Below are 25,437 nucleotides of genomic sequence, written 5' to 3'. Positions count from 1 at the left end.
TAAGTCTTTTTGGATGACACCTCTTATCTTCAGAGGTGTTTATCTTAAGAGCTGCTTATTTTAAGAGATGTTGACTAAGCTTTTATATACCATCTTGTCAGCGTATGGTGACAACGCTTCGTCGGCAAGCTCTGGTGGCAACACTTCTGCTTCTATTTGATATTGGCTTAAAATTAATCGTCCGGCCTCGACCTCTTTTTGTAGTAATCGTTGTAGGCTGGCTAGCTTTAAATGTGACTTATAGCGCTCATGAATGGTTTGTAAAGAGATGGGTGCACTGGCATGGATAGCAGGCAGAATAATATCTGATGCTAGTATATACATCTCATTCAATGCTTGCTCGCGTACAAAATCTGCACTATCAATATTGTTCTGCAGACGATTAGCCAGACGTCCTTTAGACCCCAGCGTCACTGCAAATAATAGCGTTTGTACGCCAAATATAGTCATATACTGCCATAAATAAAGCTGCACATCGAATAGCTTACTGGACAGCATCAGGACGATAGCGACCAATACATAGCTGACCAATTGCCACATGAGCCACATAATTAAACTGTTCTCCCCGAACCAAAACATCCACCGCTCTTCAAGAGCGATAAGGCGCTGACGCGCTTGCCACCATTGCTGTTCACACTGTTTCAGTTGTTTGCAAAAACCAGCATGCTGTGCATTATTATCACTAGCCTTATTAACATTGTTAGTACTGGCATTGAGAACTTCAATATTGAGGTGGTCAACTTTAGAAGCTTTAAGCATATCAATCATCCTAACAACAACTTACCAAACTGGGTGGCAGTCATTGCTTATGTCATTATTATTTACAAGCTATGAGTGATAAAACAAACAGCTAAGTCATTGAACTACTATTAAATAAATTGTTAATTAATAGTAGTAAACATGAGTGAGATGGAAAAGACAAAAAATAAGAGAAGTGCTACACTGCTAAAATGTAATTTTTCTTTATACATTTATTATCAACTGCCTATTATAGTTACCAAACTTATGAATAACAACTTAACGTATTTGCATCCATATCCGTTTGCCAAAATGGCGACTCTGTTAGCTGACAGCATACCAGCTAACGATTATTCTGAGATTAAGCTTGGAATTGGTGAACCAAAACACGAACCGCCAACTTTTGTGCTGGACGTATTACGAGAAAACTTAGACAAACTATGTCGTTATCCGACCACTGACGGTAGTTTTGAGCTGCGTCAAACCATTGCGCATTGGCTTGAGAAGCGATTTTTTCTGCATCATCTTGATGCCAATACCGAAGTACTACCCGTCATGGGCACGCGCGAAGCTATTTTTAGTTTTGTACAAGCGGTGGTTAATCATGACGAAAGTACAGACAAGGTGGATCAAACAAATATAGATAACAAGCCTTGTAACCCTATAGTCGTGATGCCTAATCCCTTTTATCAAATTTATGAAGGGGCGGCGATACTGGCACAAGCAACACCATACTTCGTGCCTTGCACCGTAGATGATGACTTTAAAGGCAATTATCGCGCTGTACCGAAAGAGGTCTGGGAGCAAACACAGCTGTTATTTATCTGTAGCCCAAATAATCCGACCGGCTCAGTGATGACCATGGATGATTGGGAGTTTCTCATTCGCCTATCAGATCAATACAACTTTATCATCGCCAGCGACGAATGTTATAGCGAACTATACTTTGATAAAGCACCTATTGGCTTGCTGCAAGCATGCACAGAACTTGGTCGTAATAACTTCAAGAACTGTGTTGTATTTCATTCGCTATCCAAACGCTCGAATCTACCCGGTCTGCGCTCAGGGTTTATCGCAGGCGACGAGTCCATCCTAAAGTCTTATGTGCAATATCGCACCTACCAAGGTTGTGCGATGCCTATACCGCATCAGTTGGCATCGATTGCCGCTTGGCAAGATGAGAAGCATGTCGCACATAATAGAGCGCTATACCAAGAAAAATTTGCGTTATGGATGGCAGAATTAGGCGAGCTATTAGACTTACGCATGCCTGATGCAGGATTTTATTTTTGGGTAAAAGTTCCTGAGCAGTTCGACGGTGATGATGAAATATTTGTCAAAACCTTGTACGAACAAGCCAATATCCATGCGCTTGCTGGGCGTTATTTATCACGTGAAGTTAATGGTAAAAATCCCGGTCAAGGTTATGTCCGTATCGCTCTCGTTGCTAGTGTTGAAGAGAGTCGCGAGGCGATTGACCGTATTCGCAAGTTATTATCAGCACAAGCCAAACTGGTGAGTTAAAGGTTGATGTACTAAACCTTAAAAGATGAGAGGCTGGAAATTTTAGGTTAAATATATCCTTATTAACAATAATGTTATGAATGGTAAGATAATGCTATAGTAAGACGATAACGTTTTATGATAGTAACTTTTCTGCTTTTGATGCTGTCGATACTGCTTCTGTTCTATTATGAAGCTTATTGATAGTAAGCTGCTCTTATTGATTATGCCATCAAGGATGATGCCATGCCCCATCTTGATTTTACTCAGCCACCATTTGATGTACTGCGTCTAACTGAACGTCAAAGCCTCAAAAAAAACACCCAAGTCCGCTATCTTGGTGCAAACGAATCCTTATCCAGTGATGACCTACATAACTTTTTTGTGGTATTAAAAGGACAAGTTGATCAAACGCTAGCTGGCGAATTTGTCGCTTCTTATTTTGGTAGTAATCACTCCGACCAACTGAACAGCAACGACTGGTTCGATAGTCGCCGCACGCCTGAATCGCAAGGCCGTATTGTCAAATCACAAAACGATGCCAATACTGAGCCCTATCAATATACGGCTCACGAAGATACTTTGTTGCTGCAAATTGATGGTGCTGCTATCGATAAAATTAGCGCGCAAAATCATCTAGTACGCCAACTACTATCGGACAAATTACCTGAGCGCTTAAAAGCACTACAACAAAGGCGTAGTACGCAAGGTCAAGCATTAGGATTGCATGCAGAAAGCTATACTGCGCAGCAAGAAGTCCAGCAAATCATGCTACAACCAGTCACTGATGTAACCTTATTGCCCGTACATATTATTGATGCCGATAACAGCCTACACCAAGCTGCACGGATCATGACCGAAGCTGGACTGAAGCATGTGCTGGTACGTCCAACCAGTCATTTATTAGAGCAACCCATAGATACGCTTAGCAATACTGAAAGCATCTCTAAGCCTGAAACTGATCATAGCATTACCCGCCGTTCAGATCGTGAGCTAGGTATCTTGACTGATACTGACATCTGCCGTGCGGTCAGCGAACAACAGAATCCTGCTACCACTACCTGCCAGCATTTTGCAAGTTTCAACCTACGGACTATTGATGCTGATAATGAGATTGGTGATGCTCTAATGACCATGACTCGCTACCGTATCCATCGCTTACCTGTTATTGATAATAAAGGTCAGGTCGTCGGTGTACTGGGGCAAAGCGATGTATTAGCTTATCTTGGTCATCACTCACAGCTCATTAGTATTCAAATTGAGCAAGCAAAGGACTTAAATAGCCTAGATACAGCGGTCGAACTCATTGGCCGTTACATTCGTGCGCAGCATCAAAACGGTGTCAAGATTGGTATCGTCAGCCGCATGGTACAAACGCTAAACGCGCAAGTCTTTACTAAGCTTTGGAAACTTATTGTTCCTGATGAGGTCGTGGCTAATACCTGCGTTATTGTTATGGGCTCAGAAGGGCGCGGTGAGCAAATCATGCGTACCGACCAAGATAATGCGCTAATCATTCGTGATGGATTTACTCATCCTGAGTTGGCGCAGTTTGCTGATATATTTAACAACCACTTAGCAGATCTTGGTTATCCACTATGTGATGGCAACATCATGATGAATAACCCAATGTGGCGGCAACCGCTGAAACCGTTTAAAGCGCAAATTAGCTTATGGTTTAAAAATACTGATCCGATGCACAGTATTTACTTATCCGCCATACTTGATGGTGAGTACGTTTGCGGCGATGAATCCCTGCTAAAGGATATACGTGAACATTTAAAAACGGCTCATCGGCAATCAGATCGGATGTTCGTACGGCAATTTGTACGGGCGGCGCTCCAGTTCGGTGATGTCAATCAATGGTGGCAAAAGTTTGTGCCGTTATTAAGCGGTAAACCTAGCTCGCATGATATTGATCTCAAAAAAGCCGGTATCTTTCCACTGGTACACGGTATCCGCGCCTTGGCATTAGAAAATGATATTTTAAAAGTACCTAGCACTAAAGGTCGCCTTAAAGGTTTGGTACAAGCTGGCGCTTTAAACCAAGAGCGAGCTGACACCTTATCGGAAGCCTTGGAGTTTTTTATGGCGCAGCGTTTGTCAGTCGCACTCTCTACAGATGATAAGTATGCACGGCACATCGACCCGACTACCTTATCAGCGCTAGAGCGTGATTTATTAAAAGAGTGTCTTGCCGTGGTAAAAAGCTTTAAAACGCAGCTCCGGCAGCACTATCAACTAGAGGCATCATAAATGGACGTTAGACTGATATGAATTGGCTAAAGCAGTTGTCGTGTACATGGCAAAAGTCGCAATTGCAGCGTCCAGAGCTGGCATCGATGTTTAGCAAACCTTTGGCTGAGCAATGGGTGGCGATTGACTGTGAGATGACAGGGCTCAATCCGAAAAGGCATCACTTATTATCTGTAGCAGCCATTCATATCAACGGAAATACTATCGATACAGGTAATGGTATGCATCTGGTCTGTAGGCCGCCTGTGATGCCTGACCGCGATACCATTGTAATTCATGGTCTGCGTACCGCTGATGTTGAAAATGGTATGAGCTACGATGAGATGCTGGCGTTATTGCTACCGTTTATTGATAATCGTCCGATAGTGGGATTCTGTCCAAAGATAGATACTGGGTTTCTAAATCCTTTGGTGAAGCACTATATGGGCACTACTTTACCCAACGAAGTCATTGATGTGCGACATTTATATAGTCGGCGCATGAGCGGTCAAACCCAAGGCCTTTCCGGTCAATCACAGCATCTGACCAGTATCTTGGCGCATTATGATATTCCTGAGCTCGGCATTCATGATGCCTATAACGATGCCATCATGACGGCAATGGCATTTTTGCATGTACGCTAAAGCTCGTCGCCAATTCATGTTAACATATGCGGTTTTTGCCACCTGATGGTAGACTGCTCATGCAACCCACTTCCAAATTTTATATGTCTCCTACTACCAAACCGAAGCTTCCTTGCACTTATTTGCGACCGTCGAATCAGTCTAGCAAACGCTTATCAATGCTTGCACTATTGGCAACGGCTATTGTATCGCCACTTTACGCACAAGCAGCACTACCAGAAGCTATCCAAGAAGCACTATCGCGAGCAGATTTGACAGCGACCGATATCAGTATTGTCATTACCCCAGTGGGTGATAAAAACGCCAGTCGACTGCCCTCTCCGATTAAAGTTATTGACAGCAGTGTTAATGACGACAGTGAACCAAAGCTTGTCAATCAGACTAAGCTTGCGAGCACCCCTTCTGAAACTAATAGCATTAGTCAAAAAACGACACAGAATAAGAATAACAATGTCAAAAACGATGCTAGCCAGCAGATTACATTGACTACTATTGAGAAGCGCACGATTAAAAAGCATGAGCAAAAATTACACGCTTATACTGACGACCCTTATACTTATCAAAGCTTAGAAAGCATTCCAACAGTACTCTCAGATAATGCAAGCTCAAAGTCTATTAACAATGCTAATAGTAATGAAGATGCCAACGCCAACGCCAACGACATAGATAATGCTAATGTTGCTACGCCAACTATCAAAATTTCTTTCTCACCCTTATTGAGTCATCAACCAGACATCGCACGTACGCCAGCCAGCACCATGAAACTTGTGCCCAGCTTTATTGCTTTAGATACGCTAGGCGCTAACTTTGTCTGGCATACACGCGTCTATCATACGGGTATTATTATCGGCGATCGTCTACTTGGTGACTTAGTTATTCAAGGGAGTGGCGATCCCAAGATGACCCATGAGCGTTTGCAACAGCTGCTTTACAAAGTGCAAGCTTCAGGTATTCGTCATATTAATGGTGATATTATCATCGATAGCGGGGTTTTTGAAAATGTTGGCAAAGATCCTGCGGCGTTTGATAACGCACCACTGCGACCTTATAACGCCAGCCCTGATGGGTTTTTGGTGAACTTTAGCACTATCGGTATCCAAAGCTATCCATTAGCTAATGGACAGGCGCAGCTGACTTATAAACCGCAATTAGCAAATTATCAGATGCCTAACACGATCAACACACGCTCAGCTTCCTGTGGTCAAGCTAGTTATAGCTTAGCACCTCAGTGGCAGCCACAACAGCTAGCTTTGAATGCCAATCTACCAGATAGCTGCGGGGAGCATGCCTTTTATGTCGCGTATCCTAATGCCAAAGATTTTGCTGCGCGTGTCATCGCCGCCAAATGGCAAGAGCTGGGAAATACGCTGAGCGGAAAGGTCATCACTCAAGAAACTCCTTACGAGGCGTTGAAAAACACAAAACCAACACGTGGTCTGGCAGCGCTCCCTATGTCACCGCTACCTCTTGTCAGCTATCCATCCTTAAACTTAACTCAGCAAATTTATGACATCAATCACTTCTCTAATAATGTCATGACCGAGCAAGTGGCGCTATCGATTGGGGCTTACGACAAAGCCAAAACCACTGAAGCACACATCGCTACTGTTGAGACGTTTAGCACAAACAGTGATAAAGCGAACCATGATGAAACAGCTAATAATAAAATAATAAACAGTAAAACAAGCAGCTTATACCAATTTGGTAAGCCTACTACTACGGGCTATCCTGCTGCCTTACAAACCATGAACCAGTGGTGGCAAGCCAATCTAAGCACTCCGCCGCCGTACTTAACCAATGGTTCAGGACTTTGCCGCGACTGTACAATAACTGCCGTCAACTTAAGCGAGCTGTTAACATACGCTTATAATCATCCAAGCTTTGACGCGTACGTCAGCTCTTTAGGCATCGCGGGTGTCAGTGGTACTATTGCCGCTCATAGCGAGCGCCTACCTGAGTCGGCAGCCATTGGCCGTGCATGGATAAAAACAGGCACCTTAAATAACGTGACTTCGATGGCAGGTTATGTCAAAGGGACATCTGGACAGGATTATGTCGTCGTTGGCCTTATTAATACCGAACAGGCGCTAAATGCTTATACGGCTAGAACGGTGTTAGACACCATGCTCGACTGGACCGCACAGCACTAATTTTTTTTAAAGAAGCAGCTTCAAAGAATTAGGCGCAGTATTTATTGTGGCTTTTGTTACGATTTTATCGAATACTTATTACATTTATATCAACTGCACGTTTTTACCTTTATAAAGGTCAGCTTATGGCACGCAAGACAACCAAACTTAGCAAGTCTAATACTCAGTCAGGACGTAATGGATTATCGCAAAACTCTAAATCAACTCAACCCAAAATGGCTCAATATATCGGTTTTTTTGCAATTGGCTATATTATTACCAGTACGATATTTATGATGATTCAAACCCAAGTTGCCCTCAACTCGCAACTGGTCACGGTACTGTCCATCATGGTTGGCGCTTATATTGCTGTGAATAAATTTATCAAGCACCAACAGCGGGCACTGGATAGAGATGAGATCAATCGCTTAATGTTCGGCGGGGTTGGTGTTGTTTGGCTGCTTACTGCCATTTACTTCTTAGGGATATGGTTCTTGCTGTTTGATGCGGTAAGCCGTGAGGTGTTACTTGAGATGACTATGCAGCAACCTCTCCCTCTACTCTCTGCATTAGTAATGATATTGGTACTCACTTTTATCAGCGCGCGGATAAGTATTTTGCTGCTGAATCGTCTCCTTAATCCAAAACGCAAAACCTCTTAAGGTCTGGCAGCTACCTACAACGTACTACAAAGTTTTTGCACTATTACAGCGTAAATTCCGTTACGCTGGTTTTAGTTAGTTTAAATTGTTCATATTTGAGCCGCTAACTTTAAAATTTGAATCGCTTTGTATTATTGATAGGAGTAAATACGATGGAAATGCTCTTTTTTGACAACATAGACAAGCTTGGGCGTATTGTCCTAACTACAGTTATGGTATACGTGTTAATTGTGCTAATTACAAAGGTCTCTGGTAAGCGCTCTACATCACAGCTGAATAACTTCGATTGGATCGTCACCGTGATGATCGGCTCGTTAGGTGCGAGTACTATTTTGCTCAAAGACGTTCCCCTTATTGAAGGGTTTAGCTCTATCTTAGTGCTCTATTTATTACAGTTTTTAGTGACTAAATACGCCTCGATTTCACCGCAATTTAGCAGCGTCATTTTATCTGAGCCACGCATTGTTTTTTATCAAGGACAGTATTTACCGGATGCTATGCGTGCAGAACGCTTGACTCGTCAGGAGCTTGAATGTGCGATGCGTTCTGAAGGTATCAGCAGCTTAAATGAGATTGAAGCGATTGTCTTTGAATCTGATGCTAAGTTGACCGTTATTACTAAAGATAGTAATGATCAGAATACAGATACTATTTCTGAAACGCTATCGCCATTAACCGATTAAACAGATTCTGTTTACTTGTTATAAGATAAACCAAATACAAAAAGCTAAGGAATAAACGGCAATGAAAGCACGACTCTTAACCGTTGGTAATAAGATGCCTAGTTGGGTGCAAAGCGGCTTTAATGAATACTATAAACGTATTCAGCCCATGCTCAGCACTGAAATCGTTGAGCTTGCCGCAGCCAAACGTGCCAGAAATCCTTCTGATGCCAATTTGGCGCAGTATCGCGAGCAAGAAGGTCAGACCATCTTGGCAGCTCACGCAACTGCTGCACGTGAGCAACTGTGGGTACTGGATGTCAAAGGTAAAATGCTATCGACAGAAGATCTGGCAGAAAAGCTCGCGGATGCTATGCAGCAAGGCGATGATATTGCGTTGGTCATTGGCGGTGCAGATGGCGTCTCACAAGAAGTATTGGCACAGGCAGATGTAAAATGGTCATTGTCAGCATTGACGTTGCCGCATCCTTTAGTACGAGTGGTATTAATGGAGCAGTTGTATCGGGCGATGAGTATCAATCATAACCATCCTTATCACCGTGGCAACTAAAGACACTTATATAAATGTCGTAAAACTAATCTATCAGAAAACTAATTTATCAGAAAACTAAGCGCAATAGAATTAAGCGCAATAAAATATGACTGGCTCAATAGATTGAAAAACCCTTGCGCGCCCTAATAAACGGTACATGAGCTATCCGAAATTTTCTAAATATACCCCGTCTAATAATTACTATGATGATGCTAAAGCTATCAAGCCAATAAGTGCTGCCGTAGCTTGGGCAGACGCGCCTGCAGGATTAAAAAATGCGGCAAGGCTGCCAGCGTTATTCATATCCCACGGTGCACCGACTCTTGCTATTGAGCAGTCGGCAACTACTAATGCCCTTGCGCGGATAGGACACAACCTACCTAAGCCTCGGGCTATTGTCATCATGTCTGCGCATTGGTTATCCGAAAAACTTGAAATTAGCAGCAACCCCAAACCTAAGACTTGGCATGACTTTTCAGGATTTGATCCCGAATTGCATGAGTTGCAGTATCCGGCCTTAGGCCATGCTGAGCTTGCTGAATCACTAGCGCAGCAGCTGACTGCACGCGGTATTACTTGCAGGGTTAATCCGATGCGGGTCTGCGATCATGGTGTATGGTCGCCGCTCAAACATCTGTATCCAGAAGCAGATGTCCCTATCGTACAGATATCGCTACCCCGGCATTATGATAGTGTGTCTCTCTATCAGCTGGGTGCGCAGCTTGCCCATCTGCGCGAGCAACAAATGCTTGTCATTGGCTCAGGTAACATTACTCATAATTTGCAGGCACTACGCTGGCAAGCTGATAGTATTGACCCTGCCGCCAAAGACTTTAAATTGTGGTTATTACAACAACTTAAAACAGATATTCCGTCTGCGTTAGATTGGCAACAGTATCCTAACTATAAAAACATCCATCCAAGTGACGAGCATTTATTACCGTTATTCTTTGCTTTAGGGGCGGGTCAACGTGTGTCTGTCGTCCATGAAAGCATGGCGCACCATAGTCTTGGGATGGATATCTATCGCTTTGACTAAAGTGCGTTTGTTATAACTGATTTTAAATATCAGTTGTTTAAATGTCAGTTATTAACGTTATTTAGCAAATGCGGGCTTTGTAAATAAACCCGCACGCTCTATCTCTCCTGCTAAGCTTAATAGCGTCGTCTCGTCATTCATCCTTCCGATCAATTGCATTCCAATTGGCAAGCCTTTTTTACTCATGCCGAGTGGTAAAGACATGGCAGGTAAACCAGTAATATTGCCTAACAAAGTAAACGCCATTTTACTCAACACGGGGTGGCTGAGCTTCTCAATCATACCTGAGCTAAAAGTATACTTACCCATATTCACGCCTTTACTTAATAGACCAGAGGTGTTCATTAGCATCTCTTCTACTCGGCTTGGTGGCAATACTCCATGCTTCACCGCTGCTGTCGGTACGGTTGGACATAGAATCATATCGTATTGCTCAAGTAGCTTACCAGTATGATATTGGCTGTTATGCCAGCCATGTTTGGCATGTACTAAATCCACTGCAGATAATGAGCGCCCAAGTATCGCCATATTATAAGTTTGTGGCTCAAGATTTTGCACATGCTGTTTGCCATGGCAGCGCTCAACATTATCAATAGTAAAGGCTGTATGGGCGCAAACCACCACTATGAAATCATGCCAGAATTTTTCGATATCGATGTCTGGCTCAGCTGGCACAACGCGATGCCCCATGGCCTCCAATTGCTTAGCGGTTCGTTCAAGGACCGCTAATACCTCTTTATCCACTACTGTATTGGCAATTAACGGCTGCTGATGTAAAGCAATTGTTAGCGGACGAGGTGCACGCATCGCTGCTTGTAAAAATGTCCCCTTAGGTGGTGCGATGACGTAAGGTGCACCAACCTCAGCGCCACTAGTCGCATCCAGCATCGCTGCACTATCGCGCACCGTGCGCGTGATTACGTGATCGGCGATTGCGCCATCCCAGCCTTCACCAAATGCTGGGCCGATTGGATTGCGGCCACGGCTAGGTTTAAGGCCAAATGCACCGCACCATGCTGCAGGAAAGCGTATCGAGCCACCACCATCTCCTGCACCTGCCATCGGCACAATGCCACTCGCAACTGCCGCTGCACTACCGCCAGATGAGCCACCAGAGCTATAGCCCTTTTTGAATGGGTTGTGGGTGGCGCCATGCGCTTTGGGCTCAGTAGTGATGATTAAACCAAACTCGGGGGTATTGGTCTTGCCAAAAGTGTTAACGCCACTGGCTTTCATGCGTTTGACAATTTCACTGTCGTAATCGGTCACGATATTGACACTACGACTGCCCATCGTTAATGGCTCATCGGCAAAATAAAAAGACAAATCTTTGAGAAGATAAGGGACGCCAGTAAATGCGCCTTTCGGTAATCCTGTTTGCGCGGCATTATAAGCACGCTCATCGAAACGGTGAATAATGGCATTAAGCTTTGGATTAAGTCGATTGGCTTGATTTACCGCAGCATCTAATAATTCTTTGGCGCTGACTTGTCCTGAATTCACTAATCCTGCTAATCCTAGCGCGTCGTACTGAGTATATTCTTTAAACATATTTTGCATCCTTGCTTAAAAAGTAATTTTACTTGTGAGCTGTCAAACACGTCCTAAGTATATCGGTTTAAATAATAAACAAGTAGATACCTTATCAGTACTGCTATGTTCATTACTCTATTTATTGAAACAAAAAAACGAGCCACTATTGCGACTCGCTTTTTCTTGATGCAATCAAACCCATGCTCTACATCAATAACTCACGCTTACCACTTTTACCCATGGAACTAACCAGTCCAGCTTCCTCCATGGAGTCGACGATGCGCGCGGCACGGTTATAACCGATGCTAAATTTGCGCTGAATACTAGAAGCAGATACTTTGCGGGTTTCCATGATAAAGGCGACTGCATCATTATAAAGATCGTCGTCTTCGCCAGAGGCACTAGCCCCGCTACTACCACCACCAGGACTCGATAGCTCAAAATTACCGGCCATATTATCGATATAATCCGGTGCGCCGCGCTCGCGCCATGCATCACACACACGGTTGACTTCTTCGTCACTGACATAAGCACCATGGACACGATCGGGTTCAATCTGTCCTGGCCCTAAGAACAACATATCACCGTTGCCGAGCATGTCTTCTGCACCGCCACTATCCAAAATTGTCCGCGAATCTACTTTTGAGTTAACACGTAATGCCGCCCGTACTGGAATATTGGCCTTAATCAAACCAGTAATGACATCTACCGATGGACGCTGAGTGGCAAGCATCAAGTGAATACCTGCCGCCCGCGATTTTTGTGCTAAGCGGGTGATAAGCTCTTCTGCTTGCTTACCGACCTGCATAATCATATCGGCAAACTCATCAGCGACAATGACAATCATCGGCAAGGTTTTGAGCTTCGGTGCTTGGTCAATGCTCACATTATCGTTAGGTCGCCATAAAGGATCGAGCATCGGATTGCCCGATTTTTCAGCAGCGATAACCTTTTTATTAAACTCGTTAAGCTTACGTACTTTAAGTAGGCTCATTAATTGATAACGACGTTCCATCTCTGCCACACACCAAGATAAGGCACTAGCGGCTTCCGTCATATCAGTGACTACAGGCGTCAATAGATGGGGAATGTCATTATAGTTTGCCAGCTCTAGCTGCTTTGGATCAATGAGGATAAGACGCAGCTCATTCGGTGTATATTTGAGTAGCATGGACAGTAGCATTGAATTTACCAATACCGATTTACCAGAGCCTGTCGTACCAGCAACCAACATATGCGGCGCGCGAGCAAGATCAGTGATAATAGGATTGCCACCGATATCTTTACCCATTGCCATGCTGATTTGGGCTTTGGGATCTTTGAATTTTTCGGTGTTAAGTAACTCAATTAGGCGCACCATCTCGCGCTGTTTATTGGGCACTTCGATGCCAATATAAGGTTTGCCCGGAATAACCTCGACTACGCGTAATGATGCCATCGATAACGAACGTGCCAAATCACGTGAAATGCCTGTGACCTTACTGGCTTTTATCCCAGCCGCAAGATCCACTTCAAAGCGGGTGACGACGGGGCCTGGAATAGCATTAACCACAGATGCCTTAACATTGAACTCTTGAAGTTTAATCTCTAATAGCTCTGACAATTGCTCAAGCTCGACGATGGTATAGCTTGGCTTACGATCAGGGTCTGGCTTATCTAAAATAGATACTTCTGGAATAGGCGTCAAACTACCACGATATTCAGCCGTTTGCATCGCACGTGAACGTTTAGCAAAGGCTGCATCATCACTAATATCTGGCATAACTAGCGTATTAGAATCATCAGAACGACTATCATCTTCTGGCATCATATCGGTGATATGGTTACTACTATCACCATCCGGTACCGAAAAGCTCACTGTTGGCTTAGGTGCTGCTATCAGCTCAGCATTTGTAACTGGGTCGGCTATTTGTACCGTTGGCGCAGCTTTTGGATTAGCAGGCGGTGTATTGGTTGGTGTCATATCTGCTGGTACAACTGGCTCTTGCACTTGCAGACTTTCTTTAACTTCAGCTTTAGCTGTTACGGTTTCTCTCTCTTCTATCGCAGGCTCTACAACTACAGGCTGGTCTTCGATTACTGGAGAGCTTTGTTCACTTACTACCTCAGCGTCGTTTGTCGGATTTTGATAGTCATTGCTCATGTTGTCAGAAGAGATAGTGTTATCAAACGAAGATGCTGTATTCGCAGGCTCATTTTCAGCTAACCAATTATTCGCTAACTCATCTAAGCTCGGCGTCTGTTCGTTAGCAACATTACTATCTATTTCTTCAAATTTGTTTTCATAGAATCTCGTTTCATCAAATTCTACTGCTTGCTCAAAATTTGCATGCGTTTCTACAGGCGCGGATATGACTGGATCAGCAGTAGGCGTCGGCATGTATTGATCTTTTTCAGCTTCCGTCGCCAGTAAATCATTGACCGTACCAGCGTCATTCCATGCAAAGCTAGGCTCAACTTTACGGGTAGGCATAGTAGTAGCTGCTACTGCTTGCACATTATTATTAGATTTTTCAGTATAGTTGTTCGATACAGGAGCTGACGCCTGCGAGCTGTCATACATACTAGCCTGACTTGCAATAGATTCCGCAGAAGCATCGGCCGCGACAGTCGCCTTAACGCTAGCCCCAAGTCCTGACTTGGCTAAGAAATCCGTTAGTGCATGACTAAAGCGGCTACTATTATCTGGCGCATGGCTTACGCCGGCGGTTTGTAGCTCAAGTGGTAGTTGCTCATAGTCATTTGCACTTTGTTTGGCTTTACGTTCAGCGCTTTTAGTATTGCTAGCATTGGCAGCTGAGTTCTGAGCTGCATTGCTTTTTTCATCATTGGATGCTTGATTATCAGAGCCTTGTTGACTGTAGTTATACTGATCACTATTGTCTTTTACACCTGAGCCAAGCCATGATAAATCGGTAAGTCTACGATACAGTGCATGCCAATGAATATTAAAAGCAAAAGTCGCCGTAATGACGACAAATACCGCCAAAAACAACACACTCCCCCACTGCGATAACAGCTGCGTTAAGCGCGCTTGTAATTCCAGCCCAATAATGCCGCCAGCGACACCTTCAAGGCCTGATGCTATGGGATCTGCAACATGCTGCACTAACGCAACGAGCTGAGCGAATAAAGCGCTACTACTCAATAACAAAAAGACATAAGCAACCAGTCGCAGCAACCAAAACGTCGGCTTATTTTCCCACCAAATCAAGATAGATTCGTAGACTAAAAAAGCCAGTAGCCACCATGCACCAAAGCCAAAGAAGCTATAGAATAGGTCAGACAACCATGCGCCCGTTGAGCCGCCCATATTATTAATCGTTGTCATATCACTGCTGATATGCGACCAGCTGGGATCATTGCCAGTATAAGTCAGCAAAATAACGAACAGATAAACTGCCAAAATTATCCCAAGGAAGGTAAATATCCCTTTTTTTAAATACTCAATAAGCGGTGCTGATATCACGTAGAATCTGCCTTGTTATCCATACTAAATAGTCGTCAACTCATGATTAAGCCTAACCATGCTGACATAAAGTGCTGACATAAATTTACGTAGCTAAATTTTTATAACCAAAAAGTGTCTGTCATAAAATAGCTATTATAAGGTATCTCATAGTCATTCATGACGTAAAAGTAGCCATTTATAAGATAAAAACTAACCACTTATAACGTAAAATACGTCTTCAATGCTTTACATTTGCCAAATGCAGGCCTATCGATACAAGATATCATTTAGGATCTAACGCATTTAGCATAACTTCTTATAATAACAAATACATAGGTCAAGTGGCGACCCTGTTATTAAGAAACAGGCCAAGAAAACACATTCATAACGGATTTATGAGTAAGCAGATACATCGATAAAAGAGTAAAAGCGAATCATTTAAAAATAGTGCCACAATCACTCGGAATTAGCAGCTATCAAGTCTGATTTAATTCTAATAATATCCATATTTGTTTTAGCAAACTTGCACTTTATAGCAACGACCCTTATGTTAGTATCACATATAATTAACAGCACTCAATAATTTCTAATAGTTAATCATTATTATTTAGCAAGGAAAAAACATGTCAACTGAAAACACTACTGCTATTCAAGACGCCCGTCACGAAAAACTTATTATTCTAGGCTCAGGTCCAGCAGGTTATTCTGCCGCTGTTTATGCAGCGCGTGCCAACCTAAAGCCTGTTATGGTTACTGGTATGGAAGTGGGTGGACAATTAACCACCACTACTGAAGTCGACAACTGGCCAGGCGATGCTCATGATCTAACAGGTCCTGCCCTTATGGATCGTATGAAAGCCCATGCCGAACGCTTCGGTACCGAATTGGTTTATGACCACATTAATGCTGTCGATTTAAGCGAGCGTCCTTTTAAGCTGACTGGCGACAATGGCAGCTATACTTGTGATGCGCTTATTATCTCAACAGGTGCTTCTGCTCAGTATTTAGGTCTAGAATCAGAAACCAAATTTAGAGGTTTAGGCGTTTCTGCCTGTGCTACTTGTGATGGCTTCTTTTACAAAGACCAAAAAGTCGCTGTCATTGGTGGCGGTAATACGGCAGTTGAAGAAGCTTTATATTTATCAAATATTGCCTCTGAAGTGACCTTGGTACATCGCCGTGATAGCTTGCGTTCTGAAAAAATCTTACAAGACAAATTGTTTGAAAAAGCCAAGAATGGTAATGTCAAAATAGAATGGAATCACAAAGTTAAAGAAGTAGTCGGCGATGACATGGGTGTCAATGGGGTTATCATCGAATCTATGCTTGATGGTAGCACCAAGCAGTTAGACAGCCATGGCATGTTTGTTGCCATTGGTCATAAGCCAAATACTGGTTTATTCAAAGATCAGCTAGACATGAAAGATGGCTACATTATTGTTAATAGTGGTCTGAATGGCAATGCGACCCAAACCAGTATTGAAGGCGTATTTGCAGCAGGCGACGTAGCCGATCATGTTTATCGTCAGGCGATTACTTCAGCTGGTACTGGCTGTATGGCAGCACTTGATGCAGAAAAATATCTGGATGCTATCGGTGAAGCCGTTGCTACTGATCATACTTATGCATCAACCTTAACTGCTGATAATGAAGCTTAAATGAGTCATTTCTCTCAACAGCTTACCCCTCATATCACGCCTGAGACCCTAAAAAGTCTTGGGCGTTATGACTTCCCAAGCCCTGCCGTTGTTGATCCTGATGGCATTGGGATTGTCGCTATAGGTGGTGATCTAGCACCTGAAACACTTATTTCAGCTTACGCACAGGGATTGTTTCCTTGGTTTAATGAAGATGAACCTATTGCGTGGTGGTGCCCTGAGCCGCGCTGTGTGATGATACCGACTGATTATGTGCCAAGTAAATCACTACGCCGTCAGGCCAAAAAGGAACGCTGGCAGCTTACACTTAATCAAGCATTTGATGACGTCATACGCGCTTGTAGCTTACCGCGTAGCAATGGCCTCAATGATGAACATGATGGTGAGCACACATGGATTCACGATGAGATGATTGAGGCTTACACCGAGCTACATGCACACGGCTTTGCTCATAGCGTTGAGGTTTGGGATGATAGCGGGCAACTTATTGGTGGTTTGTATGGTCTAAAAATAGGCAGTATCTATTTTGGTGAGTCAATGTTTCACCGTAGCTCTAATGCTTCTAAACTGGCATTTTGGGGCTTGATGCGTTTATGTGAACAAAGTAATGTAGCGCTTGTAGACTGTCAACTGCCCAATGAACATCTGATGAGCTTAGGGGCTAAGACCTTGCCACGTGCTGATTTTTTGACACAGTTGGACACGCTTATTGGAGGCCATTCGGTACAATGGCAAAATAATTCTCATAAACCGATGGCAGTTGCTAGACTGGATATGTCAGAAGCATGGCAAATAAATGTTTAAAAAATAAAACCAAAGCACACGTAGTCTTCTGTCTATGTCATTGCATGAATTCAGAGCTTTTTTATCCCTCCCCTTTTTGTTAATCATTACATTTATGAGATTACCCTATGGCAGCTGATACATCATTTTTACTGATTGGAACGTTGGCAGTACAGGCCAATACGACCAAAGATACAGTACGCCATTACGATCAACTAGGGCTGCTAAAATCGCGTAAACGCCAAGCTGGATCACGGCTGTATACTGAGTTTCATCCAGAATGCGTAGAACGTATTGAGCTCATTAAAAGCGCACAGGCTATTGGCTTCACCCTTATTGAAATCAAGGATAGTCTCAATGATTATTATGACGGTCAGCTAGATATTGATTTGCAGCTGATGCTTACGCAGCAAAAACTGGCACAAGTTAGAAAACAACAAGCCAATATCAGTGTTATGGTAGAGATGTTAAGCGAAAGAATTGATATTTTAGAGCGTATGAGAACAGACAGTGACTATAAACTCGATGTTGAAGTCTGTAAAAAGAAAATACCTTTACAACCTTAGGGCGTGTCCTCAATCTGAACGAGTGAACCTCTCATGGGCTAAAAATGGTGATTAAAAATAAATGCGCTGCATAATTAAAGCGTCAACTGTTGGCTGATGCGGTGCTTGATAATAGCCTTTACGTCTGTGAATCACTGTAAATCCTTGCTGCTCATATAAGGTAATAGCTGCAAAATTATCTGCGCGTACCTCTAATAGTAAGCTCTCCACCTTCTGATTCTGTAGATCTTTATTTAAGCTAGTAAAAATTTGCGATGCGATACCTTGGCGCTGATAGTCAGGATGGGTGCCAATACGTAAAATTTCTGCTTGTTCAAAAACCACTTGATATAAACAATAACCAACTACCTTATTATTGATAGCCTCCTCTTGTTGCTCACAAATACTAAGCATCTTAATACTATCTTGCTTGAGCAATTCGATTAACGTCTCATAAGTCCACATGTCTTGCGGCTGTACCATAGCTTCAATATTTGCTACTGCTTGAATCACTTGTTCAAACTCTATTACGTTAATTGGCAGCTCTTCTATACTTTCTACAATGAACACGGCCTGTCCTTTTATTCTTATTATTTAATGCGCTTATTTTATCGTAAACGTTAATCGTTGTTCACTTATATTATTTAATCCCCTTATTTCACCCACAAAAAAGCCACCCTCTATGAGAATGGCTTTTCGACTACGGTTTAACTCTCTCAGATTGCTCTGAGTGGGTTAAATCTTAGTTCAATACGTTAGCAACAACACCAGCGCCTACAGTACGGCCGCCTTCACGAATAGCGAAGCGTAGGCCTTTGTCCATAGCGATTGGGTGGATAAGCTCTACGCCCATCTCAACGTTATCACCAGGCATAACCATTTCAGTACCGTCTTGTAATTGGATTGCGCCAGTTACGTCAGTGGTACGGAAGTAGAACTGTGGACGATAGCCGTTTAGGAATGGTGTATGACGACCACCCTCTTCTTTTGACAGTACATATACTTCTGCGTCAAATTTGGTATGCGGGGTGATTGAACCTGGCTTAGCTAGTACTTGGCCACGTTGTACGTCTTCACGCTTAGTACCACGTAGTAGTACGCCACAGTTTTCGCCTGCACGACCTTCGTCAAGCAGTTTACGGAACATCTCTACACCCGTACAGGTGGTTTTTTGGGTGTCACGGATACCAACGATTTCAATCTCGTCACCAACACGTACGATACCTGATTCAACACGACCAGTTACGACGGTACCACGACCTGAGATTGAAAATACGTCTTCGATTGGCATTAGGAATGCTTTGTCGATGTCACGCTCTGGCTCTGGGATGTAGGTGTCTAGTACGTTTAGTAGTTCAACAACTGCTGGTTCGCCGTATGGGCCTTCGTTGCCTTTTAGGGCTTCGGTAGCAGAGCCTTTGATGATTGGGGTGTCGTCGCCTGGGAAGTCGTAGTCGTTAAGAAGTTCACGAACTTCCATTTCTACTAGCTCAAGCAATTCTTCGTCATCGACCATGTCGCATTTGTTCATGAATACGATGATGTATGGTACGCCAACCTGACGTGATAGCAAGATGTGCTCACGCGTTTGTGGCATTGGGCCATCGGTCGCTGATACGACTAGGATTGCGCCGTCCATTTGAGCGGCACCAGTGATCATGTTTTTAACATAATCAGCGTGACCTGGGCAATCAACGTGTGCGTAGTGACGTGCTTCGGTGTCATATTCTACGTGTGAGGTGTTGATGGTGATGCCACGTGCTTTTTCTTCTGGGGCTGAGTCAATAGACGCGTAGTCTTTGGCTTCGCCGCCTGAAGTTTTAGCAGCTACGGTTGCGATAGCAGCGGTAAGGGTGGTTTTACCGTGGTCAACGTGTCCGATGGTACCAACGTTGACATGTGGTTTTAGACGTTCAAACTTGGCCTTTGCCATGGGTATTTCCTCTTTATTGGTGAATCTTCATTAATCAAAGATCGGTAAATAGCTGTTTGACGGCTTATGACAGAATTAAAACCATCAAACCGTTGACGCTAGGGTAGAACTATTAAACTTTAGTTATTAGCATAAACATACTATATGGGCACTATGCTAACATTTTCAATCTTTTCAGTATATGCGGTCATTATAATAGGTAGTAACTTATGTCAGTAACTTATCATATCTTAGTAGCTTACATAATAACTAATATACTGACAGCACTAAAAGGCAACACCTCGGTGTTACCTTTAAATTATCATTTACCGAGTTGACTTTACGTTTTTCAATATCAGCGCAGAACTTTATATTTTTGTATAACGTGAATATCTTGGTAACCCATAACTGCACACAACGTTAACGTTGCAAAAATCATATGAATAATAAATGGAGCTCATATTGAGAATTGAACTCAAGACCTCTCCCTTACCAAGGGAGTGCTCTACCGCTGAGCTATATGAGCGTATTTTAGGTAACCCTTATGGGTTTACTAAAAAAAATATCACGAAACAGTCAATAATGATAACTGATTGTCGTGATTAATTGTTCAATAATGATTTGCAATCGATGCCACATATATGGAGCGGGTGGCGGGAATCGAACCCGCGTCATTAGCTTGGAAGGCTAAGGTGTTACCATTATACCACACCCGCAATAACTCTTATGCAAAGTAACTCTTATAGTATAAATACAGAATAATAGTATAAATATAAAGAGTAATTATGTATAGCGAGTATGCTTGGCGTTATGACAAACTTAAGAAAATATGGTGGTGGGAGAAGGATTCGAACCTTCGAAGCTTTCGCGACAGATTTACAGTCTGTTGGGTTTGACCGCTCCCCAATCCCACCTTAGGTTGCTTTGAACAAAATCACTTTAATTTAAAGCAAATTCATAAAAAGCTACTTTGAAAGAGATGGTGCCGACTGCCGGGATCGAACTGGCGACCTACTGATTACAAGTCAGTTGCTCTACCAACTGAGCTAAGTCGGCTTGTTCTCTCAAAGTGGTGGCTATTCTATCAAATATTTTGACAGACGCAAGCTCTTTTTCGTTTTTTTTACGCTTATTTTGATAAAAAACTTCAAGCACTTGATTGTACTAGAGTTTTTTTATACAAAAAAATGCTGTTTATTGCACTTACTATATCTCCCTACTCTACTTTGCTAGGTATTGAGTAAATAGCACCTAGCAAATAGTACTGAACAAACACTATTTAATAACAACAGCCTCTAGCGAATGCGCAATCCATCACAGGCCATTTTTACTGCTTTGACCAGTGCCAAGGCCTTTTTGTTAGTTTCGTCCCACTCTGCCTCTGGCATTGAGTCAGCAACTACTCCAGCCCCTGCTTGGATATGTATTTTACCGCGGCGCATTACTGCGGTACGAATAGCAATAGCAGTATCCATATTTCCGTGCCAGCCTAGATAACCGACCGAACCACCAAATACAGTACGGCGGACTGGCTCAACCTCGTCAATGATTTGCATAGCACGAATTTTGGGCGCACCTGATAGCGTGCCTGCTGGGAAAGTGGCACAAAAAACATCAAGCGCATCTTTATCAGGCAATATCTTGCCTTCGACGTTAGAGGCAATATGCATCACTTGTGAATAGCGCTCGATAAACATTTTTTCGGTGACTTTAACACTACCATATTCACAAACACGGCCAATATCATTACGTCCAAGATCAATCAACATCAAATGCTCAGCGATTTCTTTTTTATCAGAAAGCAGCTCTTTTTCAAGTGCCAAGTCTTCTGCTTCATCTTGACCACGTTTGCGTGTGCCTGCCAGCGGACGGACAGTTACTGTGCCATTTTCGATACGTGATAAGATTTCAGGAGATGCGCCGATGATATCAAAGCGCTTATGATCATCAAGCGTATAGCCGTGCACTAAGAATAAATAAGGTGATGGGTTTAAGAAGCGCAATGCCCGATATACAGCTAGTGAATCACCAGTGTAATCTGCAGTTAAACGCTGCGCAGGAACAACCTGCATCACGTCCCCTTCCAATATATAGTCTTTTATTTTATTGACGTCAGCGCAGTATTTTTCTTGACCGGTCTGTGATTTGAACCTTGGTGTAGGCATAATTGGCGCGCTTAAGTTGGGCATTTCAGCGAGCTTGTCTTCGATCTTTTCAAGCTCACGAATGGCAGCGCCATAGCCATCCTCATTATTACAATCGGCATAAACAATAATTGACAAGGTATTTTCAAGATTATCAAAGACAATCACACTCATCGATAGCATCAGCCACATATCAGGTAGCGACATTGGGTTCGGCGCATCCGATAATCCAACGCTCGGCTCAATGACTCGTACCATGTCATAACCGAAATAGCCCACTAACCCACCGCTGAAACTCGGTAACGCTTTTACCTCATCTACCGTTGGCATTTTATATTGCGCCATAAGCTTGCGAATATAATCAAATGGATCATCAACCGCATCGATATCGATTTTGTCATCTTTTTTGATGGTCATATAACCATCCGTATACTGCAAAATTAAGTCACTACCCAAACCAATCATCGAATATCGTGCCCAACGCTCACCGCCTACCACAGACTCGAATAGATAAGCTGAACCGCTTAAATCACGTACTTTAGAAAACACAGAGACAGGGGTTTGTGCATCCATTAAACGTTTTTTGACAAGGGGCGCATGGCTATATCCCTGTGTCTTAAAGGCATCATATTCTTCAAAGGTCATCATAGTAAACAGTCTCTTAGCACAAATTTGGCAAAAGATAAAAGTAGTAAAAACAGGAGTAATAGAATCACAGTACAAGCTTAATATTACGATGAATAAAGCCTGAACTAGTAAGAAATTGGAGACAGACCAAACTTAATCAAAACTTGGCTAGCCAGTATAACAAAACTGGCTAACGTTAGTATGGTTTAGGATTACTGAACAGTTCGTACCTCTATCGTAGAACCTCTCAAAAAGGCGAATAGTAAGACAAATAAGCTAAACGATTATTGCTTAAATAAACTGCCAATACTAGGACGTGTTGAACGAATTATCAAACACCGCCCATATTAAATAACCACAAAGCGATTCCGATAATAAGAATGACGATAAATACCCAAATAAACCAGCTACCACTAGGTTTTTTCTCTACATATCCTGCATTGGCAGGATTATCGATAGCTTGATCCATCGCATTGTTGCCTTCAGTACCCAGATCACGAGCCTGTCCTAGATTAGCAGTCCCAGAGAACTGTGCAGTTGCCGCTTGTTTGGCACGTAGTACATCTGGATCAGCTTCTTCTTGGAGTGTTGTTTTGGTCGTCTTGTCATGCTCTGGAGCGACTTCTGGCTCTTGATGAGCTACTGGCTGCTTCGTCGCTACAGACTCGTTGGCTGTAAGCTCATTGTTTAGTGGCTCATTGTTTAGTGGCTCATTGTTTAGTGGCTCATTGTTTAGCGTCTCTTGAGACTTATCATTAGACATCACTGTCTCCTTTTCTGCTGCCGTACTTGGCGCTGAAGTTGGTTGAGAAGCAGGTTCTGCTATCGGTGCAGCTGGCGTCTCTGCTGTCTCACTGTCCGCAGATGACAGCACTTCTGCAACTATCGTCTCTTTGACTACTGGCTCGTCCACCTTCTCGTTCAATACCCTTTCGGTCTTTACGCTATCCATCTTTGTGCTATCCACGCTGTCTACAACCGTATTTTCTTCGGTAGCGGGCGCTACGGGAGAGACTACTGGTGAAGAAACAACCGAATCCGCATCTATTACTGACTCATCAAGCGTCTTAGTTGTATCCTGAGCGTCAACCTGAGCTGACTCCAGCACTGCTGGCTGTTCTGTAGGTGTAACGACCACAGAAGGGGCTTCTTTTTCTTGTTCGTCCGTATTAGCTACTTCAGCATCAGATGACGTAACGTCAGCTTGCGTACCAATTACTGGTTTAGCCACTGGGGCTGAATCCGTTTCGGCTTCCATTGGAGCGGCAACTTTAAAAACAAAGCTAGCAAAACCAACAGTATCATTAGAATTAAGATGCGTGGATTTATTCCCTTCAATACGTTTATCATTGATAAAGGTACCGTTCGATGAGTCCAAATCCTTAATATATAAATCACCGTTTAAGACACTAAGTAACGCATGGTTGCGTGATACTGACTTGCTTCCTAGCACTACATCATTATCATTCCCACGTCCGATAGATAAGCTATCATTAACGGTTAACGTTAAATCACCAAGCGCTTCTGTTAGCGCATTAAGCTGCCAAGTAACTGCTTCTGCTTCTGTCTTTGACACATTATTCTCATCTAAGTTGCTTGTCATTTTGCTACTCCTTATTATAAAAATTTTGTTAAAACTGTTAGATAATACCGCTTATTTAGTCATGCTATAACTGATTAATTATTGCCATCTTATTTTAGAATGAAATGAGGTTTGATAATATTATCAAGCTTGCTATATGGAATACTAAGCACTGGCATACCGTAAGCATATGGGCCGATAGAGTAATGCTGGTAACGAATATCGATGCCTTTATCAGTCAATGTTACGTTATCACTTAAGGTGAATGGCCAGCTTTTCTCATAGCTATCAACGTCATCAGCGACCGTGCTAATCCACTTTTTATAAGCATCATACGCTAACGCTTCAAAACGCGATTCTTTGCCTTTCTGCAACATATTTGCTAGCTGTATCTGCTTTTTGCTACTTTGATCAAATATGAGATATTCACTAAAAGGCATGCCGTGAGCGCCACCCATAAAGACATAAGAGCTTATCTCAAACAACTCAAAATTATTTACATGACCCAAGTATTCAGGCGTGATCATCAAGTTATAAACAAACGCACTGTCCTCAGGTAAATCAGCAAATTGTGAGGCAGTAAAGTCGTCAATGGCCGCTTTAACATCTGCTTGATTGCTTTTAGATTTGATAGGTGCTGACTCAAACGGTTTGCTGTTGACGACTAAATTATTAATACGTGCATTGACAATATCGTTTATCCAAGCGTGATTGGTTTTAAGATATTTGACCTCAATCTTTGGACAATTTTCACGCTCAATACAGCGCTCTTGTAAACTTTTAGGCAAATTATAATCGAGATAGTCTGTCGTACTGATGAGGGTAGAGGCATTGGCAGGTAGGATAATTGCACTCAACAGGATAGCACTACCAAAAACCGTAAGCGACTGTAGACCACCATTTATAATGGCTCTGCGCTTAGTTTTTAGACGCTTTATGGTATGAGTCCGAGTAGCTTTTGACATATATCCTCTTTAATTAATAGACGACATTTACAGATATTCTACCGTAATCATCATTGGTTATTGTAGGAACAC

General features: G+C 42.9%; 19 protein-coding genes and 4 tRNA genes. 11 read left to right on the top strand and 12 right to left on the bottom strand.

The features are described 5' to 3' along the window. Positions 1–60: 60 nt before the first annotated feature. The gene (locus AK823_RS02615) at positions 61–759 is read right to left on the bottom strand and encodes a hypothetical protein (protein WP_068325993.1); all 699 of its coding nucleotides are present in this window, start codon (positions 757–759) and stop codon (positions 61–63) included. 246 nt (positions 760–1,005) lie between these two features. Here AK823_RS02615 and dapC point away from each other — a divergent pair, with 246 nt between their 5' ends. From dapC to AK823_RS02575, 8 genes are all read left to right on the top strand, one after another. Beyond that, the gene (dapC, locus tag AK823_RS02610; protein ID WP_068325990.1) at positions 1,006–2,262 is read left to right on the top strand and encodes a succinyldiaminopimelate transaminase; all 1,257 of its coding nucleotides are present in this window, start codon (positions 1,006–1,008) and stop codon (positions 2,260–2,262) included. Between the two features lie 225 nt (positions 2,263–2,487). Next, complete coding sequence (locus AK823_RS02605; protein WP_068325982.1) at positions 2,488–4,497, top strand: DUF294 nucleotidyltransferase-like domain-containing protein; 2,010 nt, start codon at positions 2,488–2,490, stop codon at positions 4,495–4,497. Positions 4,498–4,514: 17 nt separating this feature from the next. Beyond that, positions 4,515–5,120, top strand: coding sequence for a 3'-5' exonuclease (locus tag AK823_RS02600; RefSeq protein ID WP_068034491.1), 606 nt, complete (start codon positions 4,515–4,517; stop codon positions 5,118–5,120). Positions 5,121–5,179: 59 nt separating this feature from the next. Further along, on the top strand, positions 5,180–7,270 hold the full coding sequence (locus tag AK823_RS02595; RefSeq protein WP_082785615.1) for a D-alanyl-D-alanine carboxypeptidase: 2,091 nt from the start codon (positions 5,180–5,182) through the stop codon (positions 7,268–7,270). A 125-nt stretch (positions 7,271–7,395) separates the two neighbouring features. Further along, positions 7,396–7,911, top strand: a complete 516-nt coding sequence (locus tag AK823_RS02590) for an ABZJ_00895 family protein (protein WP_068325976.1) — start codon at positions 7,396–7,398, stop codon at positions 7,909–7,911. Positions 7,912–8,063: 152 nt separating this feature from the next. Next, positions 8,064–8,594 carry a YetF domain-containing protein gene (locus AK823_RS02585; protein WP_068034485.1) on the top strand — a complete coding sequence of 177 codons (531 nt, stop codon included), beginning with the start codon at positions 8,064–8,066 and terminating at the stop codon, positions 8,592–8,594. A gap of 61 nt (positions 8,595–8,655) precedes the next feature. After that, positions 8,656–9,144: a 23S rRNA (pseudouridine(1915)-N(3))-methyltransferase RlmH gene (gene rlmH / locus AK823_RS02580; protein ID WP_068325974.1), complete on the top strand. Its 489-nt coding sequence runs from the start codon at positions 8,656–8,658 to the stop codon at positions 9,142–9,144. A gap of 139 nt (positions 9,145–9,283) precedes the next feature. Further along, a complete protein-coding gene (locus AK823_RS02575) occupies positions 9,284–10,165 on the top strand; it encodes a class III extradiol ring-cleavage dioxygenase (RefSeq protein ID WP_082785614.1) in 882 nt (293 codons plus the stop codon). A 57-nt stretch (positions 10,166–10,222) separates the two neighbouring features. On the opposite strand, the gene AK823_RS02570 is transcribed toward AK823_RS02575, so the two are convergent. After that, positions 10,223–11,716, bottom strand: coding sequence for an amidase (locus AK823_RS02570; RefSeq protein ID WP_068325973.1), 1,494 nt, complete (start codon positions 11,714–11,716; stop codon positions 10,223–10,225). Between the two features lie 187 nt (positions 11,717–11,903). Beyond that, a complete protein-coding gene (locus AK823_RS02565) occupies positions 11,904–15,167 on the bottom strand; it encodes a DNA translocase FtsK (RefSeq protein WP_068325972.1) in 3,264 nt (1,087 codons plus the stop codon). A gap of 605 nt (positions 15,168–15,772) precedes the next feature. Between AK823_RS02565 and trxB the strand changes: the two genes are divergently transcribed. From trxB to AK823_RS02550, 3 genes are all read left to right on the top strand, one after another. Further along, positions 15,773–16,807 (top strand): thioredoxin-disulfide reductase, encoded by a 1,035-nt coding sequence (gene trxB / locus AK823_RS02560; RefSeq protein ID WP_068325971.1) that lies wholly within the window; start codon positions 15,773–15,775, stop codon positions 16,805–16,807. Beyond that, positions 16,808–17,611, top strand: a complete 804-nt coding sequence (aat, locus tag AK823_RS02555) for a leucyl/phenylalanyl-tRNA--protein transferase (protein ID WP_068325969.1) — start codon at positions 16,808–16,810, stop codon at positions 17,609–17,611. It abuts the gene before it with no gap. A gap of 107 nt (positions 17,612–17,718) precedes the next feature. Then, positions 17,719–18,156 carry a MerR family transcriptional regulator gene (locus tag AK823_RS02550; RefSeq protein ID WP_068325967.1) on the top strand — a complete coding sequence of 146 codons (438 nt, stop codon included), beginning with the start codon at positions 17,719–17,721 and terminating at the stop codon, positions 18,154–18,156. Positions 18,157–18,207: 51 nt separating this feature from the next. Here AK823_RS02550 and rimI read toward each other — a convergent pair whose 3' ends face one another. From rimI to AK823_RS02505, 9 genes are all read right to left on the bottom strand, one after another. Continuing rightward, entirely contained in the window at positions 18,208–18,705 is a 498-nt protein-coding gene (gene rimI / locus AK823_RS02545) for a ribosomal protein S18-alanine N-acetyltransferase (RefSeq protein WP_068325964.1), read from the bottom strand. A gap of 172 nt (positions 18,706–18,877) precedes the next feature. Then, complete coding sequence (tuf, locus tag AK823_RS02540; protein WP_068034471.1) at positions 18,878–20,068, bottom strand: elongation factor Tu; 1,191 nt, start codon at positions 20,066–20,068, stop codon at positions 18,878–18,880. A 430-nt stretch (positions 20,069–20,498) separates the two neighbouring features. Next, positions 20,499–20,573, bottom strand: a tRNA-Thr gene (locus tag AK823_RS02535). Between the two features lie 116 nt (positions 20,574–20,689). Further along, positions 20,690–20,763, bottom strand: a tRNA-Gly gene (locus AK823_RS02530). A 114-nt stretch (positions 20,764–20,877) separates the two neighbouring features. Then, positions 20,878–20,961 (bottom strand) — tRNA-Tyr (locus tag AK823_RS02525). 66 nt (positions 20,962–21,027) lie between these two features. Beyond that, positions 21,028–21,103 (bottom strand) — tRNA-Thr (locus AK823_RS02520). Positions 21,104–21,342: 239 nt separating this feature from the next. After that, entirely contained in the window at positions 21,343–22,839 is a 1,497-nt protein-coding gene (trpE, locus tag AK823_RS02515; RefSeq protein ID WP_068325963.1) for an anthranilate synthase component I, read from the bottom strand. A gap of 310 nt (positions 22,840–23,149) precedes the next feature. After that, the gene (locus tag AK823_RS02510) at positions 23,150–24,421 is read right to left on the bottom strand and encodes an FHA domain-containing protein (protein ID WP_068325961.1); all 1,272 of its coding nucleotides are present in this window, start codon (positions 24,419–24,421) and stop codon (positions 23,150–23,152) included. 89 nt (positions 24,422–24,510) lie between these two features. Beyond that, on the bottom strand, positions 24,511–25,365 hold the full coding sequence (locus AK823_RS02505; protein WP_068325957.1) for an RsiV family protein: 855 nt from the start codon (positions 25,363–25,365) through the stop codon (positions 24,511–24,513). Positions 25,366–25,437 lie beyond the last annotated feature (72 nt).

Origin of the sequence: Psychrobacter sp. P2G3 (genome assembly GCF_001593285.1) — a bacterium.
Classification (GTDB): Bacteria; Pseudomonadota; Gammaproteobacteria; order Pseudomonadales; family Moraxellaceae; genus Psychrobacter.
The sequence above is the reverse complement of the archived record's forward strand: the minus strand, read 5'-3'. Positions and strand labels throughout refer to the sequence as shown.

What these genes read in the sequence shown, in the direction of transcription:
- AK823_RS02615 (WP_068325993.1), bottom strand. Translation starts at nt 759, where the DNA reads ATGCTTAAAGCTTCTAAAGTTGACCACCTCAATATTGAAGTTCTCAAT.
- dapC (WP_068325990.1), top strand. Translation starts at nt 1,006, where the DNA reads ATGAATAACAACTTAACGTATTTGCATCCATATCCGTTTGCCAAAATG.
- AK823_RS02605 (WP_068325982.1), top strand. Translation starts at nt 2,488, where the DNA reads ATGCCCCATCTTGATTTTACTCAGCCACCATTTGATGTACTGCGTCTA.
- AK823_RS02600 (WP_068034491.1), top strand. Translation starts at nt 4,515, where the DNA reads ATGAATTGGCTAAAGCAGTTGTCGTGTACATGGCAAAAGTCGCAATTG.
- AK823_RS02595 (WP_082785615.1), top strand. Translation starts at nt 5,180, where the DNA reads ATGCAACCCACTTCCAAATTTTATATGTCTCCTACTACCAAACCGAAG.
- AK823_RS02590 (WP_068325976.1), top strand. Translation starts at nt 7,396, where the DNA reads ATGGCACGCAAGACAACCAAACTTAGCAAGTCTAATACTCAGTCAGGA.
- AK823_RS02585 (WP_068034485.1), top strand. Translation starts at nt 8,064, where the DNA reads ATGGAAATGCTCTTTTTTGACAACATAGACAAGCTTGGGCGTATTGTC.
- rlmH (WP_068325974.1), top strand. Translation starts at nt 8,656, where the DNA reads ATGAAAGCACGACTCTTAACCGTTGGTAATAAGATGCCTAGTTGGGTG.
- AK823_RS02575 (WP_082785614.1), top strand. Translation starts at nt 9,284, where the DNA reads ATGAGCTATCCGAAATTTTCTAAATATACCCCGTCTAATAATTACTAT.
- AK823_RS02570 (WP_068325973.1), bottom strand. Translation starts at nt 11,716, where the DNA reads ATGTTTAAAGAATATACTCAGTACGACGCGCTAGGATTAGCAGGATTA.
- trxB (WP_068325971.1), top strand. Translation starts at nt 15,773, where the DNA reads ATGTCAACTGAAAACACTACTGCTATTCAAGACGCCCGTCACGAAAAA.
- aat (WP_068325969.1), top strand. Translation starts at nt 16,808, where the DNA reads ATGAGTCATTTCTCTCAACAGCTTACCCCTCATATCACGCCTGAGACC.
- AK823_RS02550 (WP_068325967.1), top strand. Translation starts at nt 17,719, where the DNA reads ATGGCAGCTGATACATCATTTTTACTGATTGGAACGTTGGCAGTACAG.
- tuf (WP_068034471.1), bottom strand. Translation starts at nt 20,068, where the DNA reads ATGGCAAAGGCCAAGTTTGAACGTCTAAAACCACATGTCAACGTTGGT.
- trpE (WP_068325963.1), bottom strand. Translation starts at nt 22,839, where the DNA reads ATGATGACCTTTGAAGAATATGATGCCTTTAAGACACAGGGATATAGC.
- AK823_RS02510 (WP_068325961.1), bottom strand. Translation starts at nt 24,421, where the DNA reads ATGACAAGCAACTTAGATGAGAATAATGTGTCAAAGACAGAAGCAGAA.
- AK823_RS02505 (WP_068325957.1), bottom strand. Translation starts at nt 25,365, where the DNA reads ATGTCAAAAGCTACTCGGACTCATACCATAAAGCGTCTAAAAACTAAG.